Below are 12,530 nucleotides of genomic sequence, written 5' to 3'. Positions count from 1 at the left end.
AAAGACTGCTGACACCGCGTCTCGCATACTTGTTGGTAACAACGTCTGGTGCGCGGCCGATCGGCGGCTCTACGGTGCTCCCATGCCGCCGAACCTGCCCGATGTCGTGCTCTGGTCCATACCGGCCTTCGTCCTGCTCACTGTCCTCGAAATGGCCCTCCACCACTTCCATCCCGATGAGGAAGCCGCCGGGTACGAGACGAAGGACGCCGTCACCAGCATCACCATGGGGCTCGGCAGCCTGGTCTTCGACCTGCTGTGGAAAGTGCCCGTCGTCGCGATCTACAGCGCCGTCTACGAGCTGACGCCGCTCCGTGTCCCCGTGCTGTGGTGGACCGTCCTGCTGATGCTGCTCGCGCAGGACTTCTTCTACTACTGGTCCCACCGCGGCCACCACGTCATCCGGATCCTCTGGGCGTGCCATGTGGTCCACCACTCCAGCCGGAAGTTCAACCTGTCCACCGCGCTGCGCCAGCCCTGGACGTCGCTGACCGTATGGCCCTTCTACGTGCCGCTCATCGCCTGCGGTGTCCATCCGGCCGCGCTCGCGTTCTGCTCGTCGGCGAACCTCGTCTACCAGTTCTGGGTGCACACCGAGCGCATCGACAAGCTCCCCCGGCCCTTCGAGTACGTACTGAACACGCCCTCCCACCACCGGGTGCACCACGCGTCGCAGGGCGGCTACCTGGACCGGAACTTCGGCGGCATCCTGATCCTCTGGGACCGGCTCTTCGGGTCCTTCACCGCCGAGACGGAGCGGCCCGTGTTCGGCCTCACCAAGAACATCGACACGTTCAACCCGCTCCGCGTCGCCACCCACGAGTACGCTGCGATCGCCCGCGACGTGCGCGCGGCGGGCAGCTGGAGCGAGCGAGCCGGACGGATCTTCCGCGGGCCCGGCTGGCAGCCCACCGGAGCGGTCGCCCGGACGGCCGTCCTCGCCCCGGAGCGCACCGGATGAGCGCCGACGCCGTCGGGAGCGCCGACGCCGTCGCGGACCGGCGGGAACGTCTCGTACGCCCGCTGCTCATCGCCTTTCTCGTGGCCTCGGCCGTCGACCTCGTCGGCGTCCTCGCCGACATCCCGGTCGCCCACCTCCTCGCCAAGCCCCTGCTGATGCCGCTGCTGGCCGGGTACGCCGCCGCCCGGCGCGGCCCCCGGCTGCTCATCGCGGCGCTCCTGTTCGGCTGGGGCGGCGACACGCTGCTGCTGCCCGACGCCGATGCCGCCTTCCTCATCGGGATGGGCTCCTTCGCCGCGGGCCACGTCTGCTACCTGTGGCTCTTCGGACGCGCCCGCAGCCCACTGCCCGCCGGGATCGTGTACGCCGCCGTCCTGGCCACCTTCGTCGCGCTGCTCTGGAGCGGGCTGCCGGCGGACATGCGGATCCCGATGACCGGCTACAGCCTGCTGCTCACGTCGATGGCGTACCGCGCCGGCACCCTCGGCCCGTACGCGGCCGTCGGCGGGGCGCTCTTCCTGCTCTCCGACGCGCTCATCGCCACCGGCATCGCCGACTGGCCGCAGCTGCCCGCCCCCGACTTCTGGGTCATGCTCACCTACATCGCCGCGCAGTTCCTGCTGACCGTCGGAGCGCTCGCACCCGGCGGGCGCACGAAGGTCCTCATCGAGCCGTGAGCCAGGCGGCCGCGTCCGCCCCCAGCCGGCCGGGCGGACGCGACCAGTCGGCGGGGGAGCCGTCGAAGGCGACCGGCGGCAGGGTGTGACGCAGCCGTCCCAGCGGGCTGTCCGTCTCCGTGAGCCACTTCTCCGGGTCGTACGACGAACCCGCGGCTTCGGCCCCCCGGCCGGCGGGCAGCTCGTCGAGGAGCCAGGCGGCAGTACGGGCGAGCGAGAGCGTGGCCAGCCGGGAGCCGCCCTCGTCGTGCTGCTCGGTCAGGGCGCGCAGCACGGCGGCGGCCAGCAGATAGCCCGTGCCGTGGTCGAGCGCCTGGGCGGGCAGCGCACCGGGCGGGTGCTCCGCCCCTGCCGCGGCCTCGACCGAGGCGATACCGGTGGCCACCTGCACCAGACTGTCGAAGCCGCGCTGCCGCGCCCACGGGCCGTGCCCCCACGCCGAGAGCCGCCCGATCACCAGCCCCGGCCTGCGCGCGGCCAGGGCCTGCGGGGTCAGGCCGAACCGCTCGACGGCCCCGGGCCGGTAGCCGATGACGACCACGTCCGCGCCGGCCAGCAGCTCGTCGAAGGCGGCCGCGCCGGAGCGGCTGCCGAGATCCAGATCCACCGACCGCTTCCCGAAACCGGTGTCGCGGTGCGCGTCCTGGCTCTCCGGGAACTGCGGGGCGTCGATCCGCAGGACGTCCGCGCCGAGCAGTGCGAGCGTACGGGTGGCGACGGGCCCTGCGATGACCCGGGTGAGGTCCAGCACGCGCACCCCGGCGGCGGGCAGCAGCTGTTCACCGGTGAGCGGCGTCGTCCGGCGGACGGGCGCGCTGTCGATACGTTCCCTGCCCACCAGCGGCGTACCCGCGACGGCGGCGCCCCGGGGGTCGGCAGCCCACTCCTGCGGCGTACGGGCGGCGACGGCCAGGCCACCCGCCGCGTACACCGTCTCCTCGATCTCGCCGCCCGGACGCCCGGCGAACGAGGCGGCGACGGCGTCCACGGCGATGTCGTCCGAGGTGTCCGCGGGCAGCCCCAGCGTGGCGAGCAACCGGGCACGGTGGTGCGGGTAGTTGGCGTGCGTACGGACCCAGCCGTCCGCCGTGCGCCAGAACCGGGACAGCGGGGCGAAGTTGGTCGGCGCGCGGCCGTCGATCCGCAGATGGCGCTCGCTGGTGAACGCCGTGGCCACCGCGCCGTCGTCGACGCGGACCTGCGGCACGGGGCGCGCGGTGCGGCGGGCGGCCAGTTCGGCGGCGGCCAGTGAGCAGACCGCGACGGCGGAACGGGCCAGTTCCATCACAGGCAGCCGGGCGGGCAGCAGCCCCTCGGGGCCACCCGTTCCGAGGGGCGCGAGAAGCGCGGGAGCACCGCCGAGCGCCGCCCAGGCCTGCTCCGTACCGGACATTCGTGCATGACTCATTCCCGCACTATGGCACTGAGTGCCACCAGCCGGGAAGAGGCGGCGGGAGAGCTGCCCGAAGGCCCCGGACCCTCCCGCCGCATCGCACGTCCCGGCGGACTCCTACCGGCGGACCGCGTTCAGCGCGTTCACCACACCGGCCCCGTAGAAGCCGTTGTGGTTCTTGTCGCCCTCGCAGACGGCGTCGATCTTGCCGTCACCGTTGATGTCGTACGGGGCGCCGCACTCGGTGGCGTCGGCCCCGGACGTCAGGAGCGCCTTCACCTGGGCCGCCGAGGCGTACGGGTGCGTCGACTTGATCAGGGCCGCGACGCCCGCGACGTGCGGGGAGGCCATCGACGTACCGTTCTTGTAGCCGTACTTGCCGCCCGGCAGCGTGGACAGGATCGCACCGTTCGTGGCGGGCGGTGCGGGCGTCTGGTAGACCGTCGAGTCACCGCCGGGAGCCGCGACGTCGATGACGCCGTTCCCGTAGTTCGAGTACGAGGACTTCAGCCCCTTCGCACCGGTCGCCGAGACGGTCACGACGCCCGGCAGCATCGCCGGGATGTCGAGGCACTCGCGCGGGTCGATCGTCCGGGTCACGGCCGTGGTGTCGTTCGGGCTGGTCGTGTCGTCGATCGCGCCGGAGGCCAGGTCGAACTTGCTGTTGCCGGCCGAGGCGACGTTCACCGTGCCCTTGCGCTCCGCGTACCCGGTGGCGCGGGCGACGGCCTCGACCAGGGCGCCCTGGTCGAGGTCGTTCTTGCAGTTGAACATCCACGGGTCGGTGTAATAGCTGTTGTTGGTGACGTCGACGCCGTGCTCGGCGGCCCAGACGAAGCCGCAGACGATCGACTCGGTGTAGAAGAAGCCGTCCGGGTTCGCGACCTTGATGCCGGCGACCTTCACGCCCGGCGCGACACCCGTCACCCCGATGCCGTTCTTCGCGGCGGCGATGGTGCCCGCGACATGCGTTCCGTGGTCGCTCTCGCCGGCCTTGGGACGCCAGGCGCCGTCCGTCGTGTCCGGCGCCCCGGACACGCAGCTCGCGGAGGCCCCGCGGTCGAAGTTCGGCGCCAGGTCCGGGTGGGTGTCGTCGACACCCGTGTCGATGACCGCGACGGTGACCTTGCTGCTGCCCAGCGTCTTCTGGTGCGCCTGGTCCGCCTTGATGGCGGGCAGATCCCACTGCAGGGGCTCCATCGGATCCTGGTCCGCCGTCGCCTCCGCCGCCGCGCTCCGGGCCTGCTCGGCGGTGAGCGGCTGCGCGACCCCGATGTCCGTGGTGGCCTGCGGAACGATGGGGTTGGTGCGGGTGGCCCCGGCCGAATCGACCCCCTTGACCCGGCGGATCGACTTCGCGAAGTCCGGGTTCTGCGACTCGACGACGATGACGCCGATCTGCTCATAGGCGACCACCACCGTGCCACCGGCCTCGGCTATCGCCTTCTTCACCTGCTTGACGGTCCCGTGATTGCTCCGCGTGTTGACGACGTACGAGAGCTTCGGGCCGTCCGTCGAGACCGCCGCCGTGGGCTGCGCGTCCACCGGTGCGGCAGAAGCGGCACCGGTCGGCAGGAAGCCGAGCGAGGCCGTGAGTGCCAATCCGACGGGCAGCGTCAGTGCGCGCGTCCGTCTGGATCCCAGATGAGCCATGGGGTCTCCACATCATCCGTGCCTGTCGACCGGACACAGGATGTGCCCAGTCGCGTACATGACGAGTGAAGTTATCGCTGATCAGCCCCACTATTCAATGAGTTGGGGGCACTTGGTTCGACCGGATGGGTGCGAAGAGGCGAATTCGAGAAGTGTGAACCCGCGGTGAACCGCTTCGCCGCGCTCTCCGTGCCGTTGTCAGGGGAGACGCACCACCATCCCCGACAACGAGGTTCCCCAGTGAAATCCGCCGTCCCCACCACCACCGCACCCGCGTCGCGAGGAGATTCTGTGGCTACCGATGCACCGCCACCCGAGGTCAGTACGGCCACCCGCCCTGCCGAACCCACGACCGAGGCGTTCATCGCGACGCAGGAGAGCGGGGAGTTCGGCGAACTGCGCCGCTCACACCGTTCGTTCGCCTTCCCGCTGACCATCGCCTTCGTCCTCTGGTACCTGCTGTACGTGCTGCTGTCCAACTACGCGGGCGGCCTCATGGGCACCAAGGTGTACGGCAACATCAACGTGGCCTTCGTGTTCGGCCTCGCCCAGTTCGTCACCACGTTCCTCATCGCCTGGTTCTACTCGCGCCACGCGGCCGCGAAGCTGGACCCGAAGGCCGAGGCCATCAAGTCCCGTATGGAGGCCGACGCATGAGCGCCGCGTACCACTCGCACCCCGCCCTCCAGCTGGCCGCCTCCTCGACCACCGAGCACCGGCCGCTGATCATCACGCTCTTCGCGGTGTTCGTCGCCGCGACCCTGGGCATCACCGTCTGGGCCGGCCGGCAGACCAAGAGCGCCGCGGACTTCTACGCGGGCGGACGGCAGTTCACCGCGTTCCAGAACGGGCTCGCCGTCTCCGGCGACTACATGTCGGCGGCGTCGTTCCTCGGGATCGCCGGAGCCATCGCCCTCTTCGGCTACGACGGCTTCCTGTACTCCATCGGCTTCCTCGTCGCCTGGCTGGTGGCCCTGCTGCTGGTCGCCGAACCGCTGCGCAACTCGGGCCGCTACACGATGGGCGACGTTCTCGCCTACCGGATGCGGCAGCGCCCGGTCCGCACCGCCTCCGGCGTCTCCACCATCGTCGTATCGATCTTCTACCTGCTGGCACAGATGGCGGGCGCGGGAGTCCTGGTCTCCCTGCTGCTCGGCATCACCAGCGACGCGGGCAAGATCCTCATCGTCGCGCTGGTCGGCGTGCTGATGATCGTATACGTCACGATCGGCGGCATGAAGGGCACCACCTGGGTCCAGATGGTCAAGGCCGTGCTGCTCATCGCCGGTGCCCTCCTGATGACCTTCCTGGTGCTGCTGAAGTTCGACTTCAACATCTCCGACCTGCTGGGCACGGCCGCCGCGAAGAGCGGCCACGGAGCGGCGTTCCTGGAGCCCGGACTCAAGTACGGCGCCACCGGCACCTCCAAGCTGGACTTCCTCTCCCTCGGCATCGCCCTGGTCCTCGGCACCGCCGGTCTCCCGCACATCCTGATCCGCTTCTACACGGTGCCGACCGCCAAGGCCGCCCGTAAGTCGGTCAACTGGGCCATCGGCATCATCGGCGCCTTCTACCTGATGACGATCGCGCTCGGCTTCGGCGCCGCGGCGCTCATCGGCCCGGACGAGATCAAGGCGAAGAACCCGGCCGGCAACGCGGCCGCCCCGCAGCTCGCCGAATACCTCGGCGGGGTCGGCTCCACCGGTGGCGCCGTGCTGCTGGCCGTCATCTCGGCCGTCGCCTTCGCCACCATCCTCGCCGTCGTCGCGGGGCTGACCCTCGCGTCCTCGTCCTCCTTCGCGCACGACATCTACGCCAACGTCATCCGCAAGGGGAAGGCTACCGAGAAGGAGGAGATGCGGGCCGCGCGCTGGGCCACCGTCCTCATCGGCGCGGTCGCGATCGTCCTGGGAGCCTTCGCCCGCGACATGAACGTCGCCGGACTGGTGGCGCTCGCCTTCGCCGTCGCCGCCTCCGCCAACCTGCCGACGATTCTCTACAGCCTCTTCTGGAAGCGCTTCACCACCCAGGGCGCTCTGTGGTCGATCTACGGCGGTCTGGCGAGCTCGGTGATCCTCGTGCTCTTCTCGCCGGTCGTCTCCGGCAACCCGAAGACCTCGATGTTCAAGGGCGTCGACTTCGCCTGGTTCCCGCTGGAGAACCCGGGCCTGATCTCCATCCCGCTGGGCTTCCTGCTCGGCTGGATCGGCTCCCTCCTCTCGAAGGAGAAGCCGGACAAGGGCAAGTACGCCGAGCTGGAGGTCAAGTCCCTCACCGGTGTCGGAGCGCACTGAGCGGGAACGAACCGGGTACGGCAACGGCCGTGTCGTAGGGTCCTACGACACGGCCGTGCCGCTCCTCGTGTCATACGGGCCCCTGCGATGTCACAGGTCTCGCGTAGTCTCGGAGAAGTCAGCCCGGAGAACCGGACACGGCGGCCGGGAAGCAACCGCGGGAGGGGGCCCACATGCTCATCGACACCTACGACAGGGTCGCCACCGACCTGCGCGTGTCACTGACCGACCGCTGCAATCTGCGGTGCACGTACTGCATGCCGGAAGAGGGCCTGCAATGGCTGGCCAAGCCCGACCTGCTCAGCGACGACGAGATCGTCCGCCTGGTCCGCATCGCCGTCACCCGGCTGGGCATCACCGAGGTCCGCTTCACCGGCGGTGAGCCGCTGCTGCGCCCCGGGCTCGTCTCCATCGTCGAGCGCTGCGCGGCACTGACCCCGCGCCCCAGGATGTCGCTCACCACCAACGGCATAGGGCTCAAGCGCACCGCGGCCGCACTCAAGGCCGCCGGCCTGGACCGGGTCAACGTCTCGCTGGACACCCTGCGTCCCGACGTCTTCAAGACACTCACCCGCCGCGACCGTCACCACGACGTGCTGGCCGGCCTCGAAGCCGCCCGCGACGCCGGTCTCACCCCGGTCAAGGTCAACACCGTCCTGATGCCGGGACTCAACGACGACGAGGCCCCCGACCTGCTCGCCTGGGCCGTCGAGCACGGCTACGAGCTCCGCTTCATCGAGCAGATGCCGCTCGACGCCCAGCACGGCTGGAGGCGTGACGGCATGATCACGGCAGGCGACATACTCCAGTCGCTGCGCACCCGCTTCACCCTCACCGAGGAGGGCGACACAGAGCGCGGTTCCGCCCCCGCCGAGCGCTGGCTCGTCGACGGCGGACCCCACCGGGTGGGCGTCATCGCCTCCGTCACCCGACCCTTCTGCCGGGCCTGCGACCGGACCAGGCTCACCGCCGACGGCCAGGTGCGCACCTGCCTGTTCGCCCGCGAGGAGACCGACCTGCGCGGCGCCCTGCGTTCCGACGCGCCGGACGAGGAGATCGCCCGGATCTGGACGCTCGCGATGTGGGGAAAGAAGGCCGGCTCCGGTCTGGACGACCCGTCCTTCCTGCAGCCCGACCGTCCGATGTCGGCGATCGGTGGCTAGGACCTGCCCGATCGGTCCTAGGACCTGGCCGATCCCGGTCCTTCGGACTCCCATTCCGTCAGCGCCACGACATCCTTGAGAAAGCCCCGGATGTCCAGGAACGAGGAGAGATGCTCCCGGTGTTCCTCGCAGGCCAGCCACGTCTTGCGGCGTTCCGGGGTGTGCAGCTTCGGATTGTTCCAGGCCAGCACCCACACGGCAGCGGCCCGGCAGCCCTTGGCGGAACAGATGGGTGCGGCGGCAGCGCTCTCGGCCGCGGATTCAGGGGAGTTCACGGACTCAACCCTAGGTCAGCGCCCGTACGGCCGAGCGGACCGGCTGTCCCGGACAACCCCCACCGGAGAGAAGCCGGAGAGGACCGAAGAAAAAGCGACGCCGAGCAGCCACGGGGGGAGCTGCCCGGCGTCGGTCTGTCGCTCCGACGGGGGATGCGGAGCGCTTAGGAAGTATGTCACGCAGACCGGGGTGCGGTGCACCGTAACTTCATGATTGGTCTGTCGTTTTCACGAGCCTTGGGTGTGGCGCGGCCTCAACTGTGCTTATGCCGATTTTCTCGTGGCTCATGCCGATTCCCCGGCGCGCCGGACCCCGTCGGCCTCCGGACCGGATTCCGCGGAACCCGCCCCGGGCGCGGCGTCGAGCATCGGCCGCACCGGCGTCGGGACGAAGGTCGAAGGAAGCGAAGGGGTGTTCTCCCGGCCCGCGTTGGCGATGACCACCGCCACGTACGGGAGCAGCACCCCGAGCGCCAGCGCGACGATCGCGACGTACCGCTCGACGTTCCACAGCACAGCGGCCAGGATCACCGAGACCGTTCGCACGGACATCGAGATCACATAGCGCCGCTGCCTGCCGCGGACATCGTCCGCGAGCCCCTGCCGCGCCTCCGTGATCCGGAAGACCTCGACACCGCTCTGCTTCCGCATCACGCCTCCACCACCCATCCCCAGCACCTCACGGGTCGGGGAAGACCACATACCCGTGCCGGACGCTCCCCGGACCGGACTGGATCCACGGTACGCCCGGTGTCCGACGGCTTCGAGGCCGGGGCGCGCCGTATTCCGTGGGATCGGAAGCCGGGCCGCGCATACGGACGCGTCCGGCGTGCGGTGCATGGTCCACGGGCCGAGACTGGGCCCACATGCGCGACATCACGTCGCACGAGGAGGCGACATGGGCTGGTTGTGGGCAATCATCGTGGGTCTGGTACTCGGCCTGATCGCGAAGGCGATCCTGCCCGGCAAACAGAGCATCCCTCTCTGGCTGACGACGATCTTCGGCATCCTCGGCAGCGTCCTCGGCAATTCCGTCGCCACCTGGATCGGGGTCAACGACACCAGGGGCATCGACTGGACGCGCCATCTGTTCCAGCTGATCGGCGCCGTGGTCATCGTCGGGGTCGGCGACATGCTGTGGGCGTCGTTCCGCGGCAGCAGACAGAAGGCCTGAAACGACGAGCCGCGGCCCTGAGTCGACGAGCCGCGGCCCTGAGCCAGGAATGAAGGCGGGCCCGAACCGACGGGCAGCTCGGGCGGCGCCGGGCCCGGGGCCACAACGCGACCGCGGCCGGACACGCGTCACGCGTGCCCGGCCGCGGTGCGACGTCCGGTCTCCAGGATCAGCCGGTGACCTCGACGGCAGCGAGGTTCTTCTTGCCCCGGCGCAGCACCAGCCAGCGCCCGTGCAGCAGCTCCTCACGGGCCGGTGCGCTCTCGCCGTCCGTGACCTTGACGTTGTTCACGTACGCACCGCCCTCCTTCACCGTGCGGCGGGCGCCCGACTTGCTCGGCGCCAGGCCGACCTCCACCAGGAGGTCCACCAGCGGGCCGAGCTCGGTGACCCGCGCGTGCGGCACCTCGGACAGCGCGGCGCTCAGCGTCGCCTCGTCCAGCTCGCCGAGCTCGCCCTGGCCGAAGAGCGCCTTCGACGCCGCGATGACCGCGGCGCACTGGCCGGCGCCGTGCACCAGCGTCGTCAGCTCCTCGGCCAGCGCGCGCTGCGCCGTCCGGGCCTGCGGACGCTCCTCGGTGACCTGCTCCAGCTCCTCCAGCTCCGCGGGGGTCCGGAAGCTGAGGATGCGCATGTACCGGGAGATGTCCCGGTCGTCCACGTTCAGCCAGAACTGGTAGAACGCGTACGGCGTCGTCATCGTCGGGTCGAGCCAGACGGCCCCGCTCTCGGACTTGCCGAACTTGGTCCCGTCCGCCTTCGTCATCAGCGGGGTCGCCAGCGCGTGCACCTCGGCGCCCGGCTCCAGCCGGTGGATCAGGTCGAGGCCCGCGGTGAGGTTGCCCCACTGATCGCTGCCGCCCTGCTGGAGGGTGCAGCCGTGGCGCCGGTACAGCTCCAGGAAGTCCATGCTCTGGAGCAGCTGGTAACTGAACTCGGTGTAGCTGATGCCCTCGTCGGACTCCAGCCGCCGGGCGATGGAGTCCTTGGTCAGCATCTTGTTGACGCGGAAGTGCTTGCCGATGTCCCGGAGGAACTCGATCGCGGACATGCCCGAGGTCCAGTCCAGGTTGTTCACCATGACCGCCGCGTTCTCGCCCTCGAAGGACAGGAACGGCTCGATCTGGGACCGCAGCCGCGTCACCCAGTTGGCGATCGTCTCAGGATCGTTCAGCGTGCGCTCGGCGGTCGGCCGCGGGTCACCGATCTGACCGGTGGCCCCGCCCACCAGGGCGAGCGGCCGCAGACCGGCCAGCTGGAGCCGGCGCATGGTGAGCACCTGCACCAGATGGCCGACGTGCAGACTCGCCGCGGTGGGGTCGTAGCCGCAATAGAACGTGACCGGACCGTCCGCGAGAGCCTTGCGCAGTGCGTCCTCGTCAGTGGACTGGGCGAACAGCCCACGCCACTTCAGCTCGTCGACGATGTCCGTCACGGTTCCGTGTCTCCTCAGCTACATGTATCGAAAGGCACCAGTCAGTCTAGGCGGGTCACACGCCCGCGCTCACCGAGCTCATGTTGAAGTCCGGGATCCGCAGCGCGGGCATGGCGGCCCGGGTGAACCAGTCGCCCCACTCGCGCGGCAGCGTCTTCTCCGTACGGCCCGCTTCCGTGGCCCGCGACAGCAGATCCACCGGCGACTCGTTGAACCGGAAGTTGTTCACCTCGCCGACGACCTCGCCGTCCTCGACGAGATACACCCCGTCGCGGGTCAGCCCGGTCAGCAGCAGCGTCGCCGGATCGACCTCCCGGATGTACCACATGCAGGTCAGCAGCAGCCCGCGGCCGGTCGTCGCGGCCACCATCTCCTCCAGCGACCGCTCACCGCCGCCCTCCAGCAGCAGATTGTCGATCGCCGGCGCGACCGGCAGCCCGGTCAGCCCCGCCGTGTGCCGGGTGGTCGTCAGATGCTCCAGCCTGCCGTCCCGGATCCAGTCGGTCGACGTCAGCGGCAGACCGTTGTCGAATACGGAAGCGCCGTCCCCGGAAGCATGGGCGATCACGAACGGCGCCGACTCCAGGCCCGGCGCGTGCGGGTCGCTGCGCAGCGACAACGGCAGCTCGGACAGGGTCTCGCCGATCCTCGTTCCGCCGCCCGGCTTGGAGAACACCGTCCGGCCCTCCGCGGCGTCCCGTGCCGTCGACGACCACAGCTGGTAGACCAGCAGATCGGCCACGGCGGTCGGCGGCAGCAGCGTCTCGTACCGTCCGGCGGGCAGCTCGATACGGCGCTCCGCCCAGCGCAGCCGCTGCGCCAGCTCCGCGTCGAGCTCGGCCGGATCGACGTCCTTGAAGTCGCGCGTGGAACGGCCCGCCCAGGTCGACCGGGTCCGGTCGGGGGACTTTGCGTTGAGCTCCAGCGTTCCGTTCGGCTGGTCGTGGCGCAGCCGCAGCCCCGTCGACGTACCGAGGTACGTGGAGGTCAGCTGGTGGTGGGCGAAGCCGTACAGCTCACGGCCACCGGACCGGGCCCGGGCGAAGGCGTCGCCGAGCGCCGGGGCGAACTCCGCGAAGACGTCCGATCCCGTCTCGGCCGGTGCGTCCGCGAAGTCGGGCGAGGCGGGTACCCCGCCGATAAGCGGCTGCGCGTCCTCCGCAGGCCCGGCCCCGCGCGCGGCGGCCTCGGCGGCCCGCACCAGCGGCTCCAGATCGTCGGCGGTCACCGCGGACCGCGACACCACCCCGGACGCGGTGCCCTGCGCACCGTCGACGGTCGCGATGACGGTCAGGGTCCGCCCCCGCGTCACGCCGTTCGTCGTGAGCGCGTTGCCGGCCCAGCGCAGATTCGCGGACGACTCCTCGTCGGCGATGACCACACAGCCGTCGGCGGTGGACAGTTCGAGCGCCCGCTCGACGATCTCGTGCGGCTTGCTGACGCGGATCATCGTCCGGCCTCCTGCGTCGTGTTGAGACTGTGCTGTCCCGGGTGTCGACCCCCGG

At 70.3% G+C, this 12,530-nt stretch carries 12 protein-coding genes; 6 read left to right on the top strand and 6 right to left on the bottom strand.

The features are described 5' to 3' along the window. Window positions 1–82 precede the first annotated feature (82 nt). Window positions 83–961 (top strand): sterol desaturase family protein, encoded by an 879-nt coding sequence (locus ACFVV1_RS16750; protein WP_389989952.1) that lies wholly within the window; start codon window positions 83–85, stop codon window positions 959–961. Beyond that, a complete protein-coding gene (locus tag ACFVV1_RS16745; RefSeq protein WP_389989951.1) occupies window positions 958–1,638 on the top strand; it encodes a lysoplasmalogenase in 681 nt (226 codons plus the stop codon). Before ACFVV1_RS16750 ends, ACFVV1_RS16745 begins: the two co-directional genes overlap by 4 nt. Here the strand turns inward: ACFVV1_RS16745 and ACFVV1_RS16740 are convergent. After that, entirely contained in the window at window positions 1,625–3,031 is a 1,407-nt protein-coding gene (locus ACFVV1_RS16740; protein WP_389990169.1) for a CoA transferase, read from the bottom strand. The two genes, ACFVV1_RS16745 and ACFVV1_RS16740, sit on opposite strands and share 14 nt — an antisense overlap. 117 nt (window positions 3,032–3,148) lie before the next feature. Further along, on the bottom strand, window positions 3,149–4,684 hold the full coding sequence (locus tag ACFVV1_RS16735) for a S8 family serine peptidase (RefSeq protein WP_389989950.1): 1,536 nt from the start codon (window positions 4,682–4,684) through the stop codon (window positions 3,149–3,151). Between the two features lie 291 nt (window positions 4,685–4,975). On the opposite strand from ACFVV1_RS16735, the gene ACFVV1_RS16730 reads away from it, so the two are divergent. From ACFVV1_RS16730 to moaA, 3 genes are all read left to right on the top strand, one after another. Beyond that, complete coding sequence (locus tag ACFVV1_RS16730) at window positions 4,976–5,341, top strand: DUF485 domain-containing protein (RefSeq protein ID WP_389989949.1); 366 nt, start codon at window positions 4,976–4,978, stop codon at window positions 5,339–5,341. Continuing rightward, complete coding sequence (locus tag ACFVV1_RS16725) at window positions 5,338–6,978, top strand: cation acetate symporter (RefSeq protein WP_389989948.1); 1,641 nt, start codon at window positions 5,338–5,340, stop codon at window positions 6,976–6,978. Before ACFVV1_RS16730 ends, ACFVV1_RS16725 begins: the two co-directional genes overlap by 4 nt. 173 nt (window positions 6,979–7,151) lie before the next feature. Next, complete coding sequence (gene moaA / locus ACFVV1_RS16720) at window positions 7,152–8,141, top strand: GTP 3',8-cyclase MoaA (protein WP_389989947.1); 990 nt, start codon at window positions 7,152–7,154, stop codon at window positions 8,139–8,141. Between the two features lie 17 nt (window positions 8,142–8,158). Here moaA and ACFVV1_RS16715 read toward each other — a convergent pair whose 3' ends face one another. Together ACFVV1_RS16715 and ACFVV1_RS16710 are read right to left on the bottom strand one after the other, a co-directional pair. After that, window positions 8,159–8,416, bottom strand: a complete 258-nt coding sequence (locus tag ACFVV1_RS16715; RefSeq protein WP_389989946.1) for a hypothetical protein — start codon at window positions 8,414–8,416, stop codon at window positions 8,159–8,161. Between the two features lie 285 nt (window positions 8,417–8,701). Further along, window positions 8,702–9,067: a DUF3099 domain-containing protein gene (locus ACFVV1_RS16710; RefSeq protein ID WP_389989945.1), complete on the bottom strand. Its 366-nt coding sequence runs from the start codon at window positions 9,065–9,067 to the stop codon at window positions 8,702–8,704. Between the two features lie 247 nt (window positions 9,068–9,314). Between ACFVV1_RS16710 and ACFVV1_RS16705 the strand changes: the two genes are divergently transcribed. After that, window positions 9,315–9,590 (top strand): GlsB/YeaQ/YmgE family stress response membrane protein, encoded by a 276-nt coding sequence (locus ACFVV1_RS16705; RefSeq protein WP_389989944.1) that lies wholly within the window; start codon window positions 9,315–9,317, stop codon window positions 9,588–9,590. A 169-nt stretch (window positions 9,591–9,759) separates the two neighbouring features. Here the strand turns inward: ACFVV1_RS16705 and tyrS are convergent, their stop codons facing one another. Beyond that, window positions 9,760–11,025: a tyrosine--tRNA ligase gene (tyrS, locus tag ACFVV1_RS16700; RefSeq protein WP_389989943.1), complete on the bottom strand. Its 1,266-nt coding sequence runs from the start codon at window positions 11,023–11,025 to the stop codon at window positions 9,760–9,762. A 55-nt stretch (window positions 11,026–11,080) separates the two neighbouring features. Then, window positions 11,081–12,475, bottom strand: a complete 1,395-nt coding sequence (locus ACFVV1_RS16695) for a metallopeptidase TldD-related protein (RefSeq protein WP_389989942.1) — start codon at window positions 12,473–12,475, stop codon at window positions 11,081–11,083. Window positions 12,476–12,530 lie beyond the last annotated feature (55 nt).

Source organism: Streptomyces sp. NPDC058092, from assembly GCF_042884935.1.
GTDB lineage: Bacteria > Actinomycetota > Actinomycetes > Streptomycetales > Streptomycetaceae > Streptomyces.
Note: the sequence above shows the minus strand (reverse complement) of the source record. Positions and strands in the feature narration are given on the sequence as shown.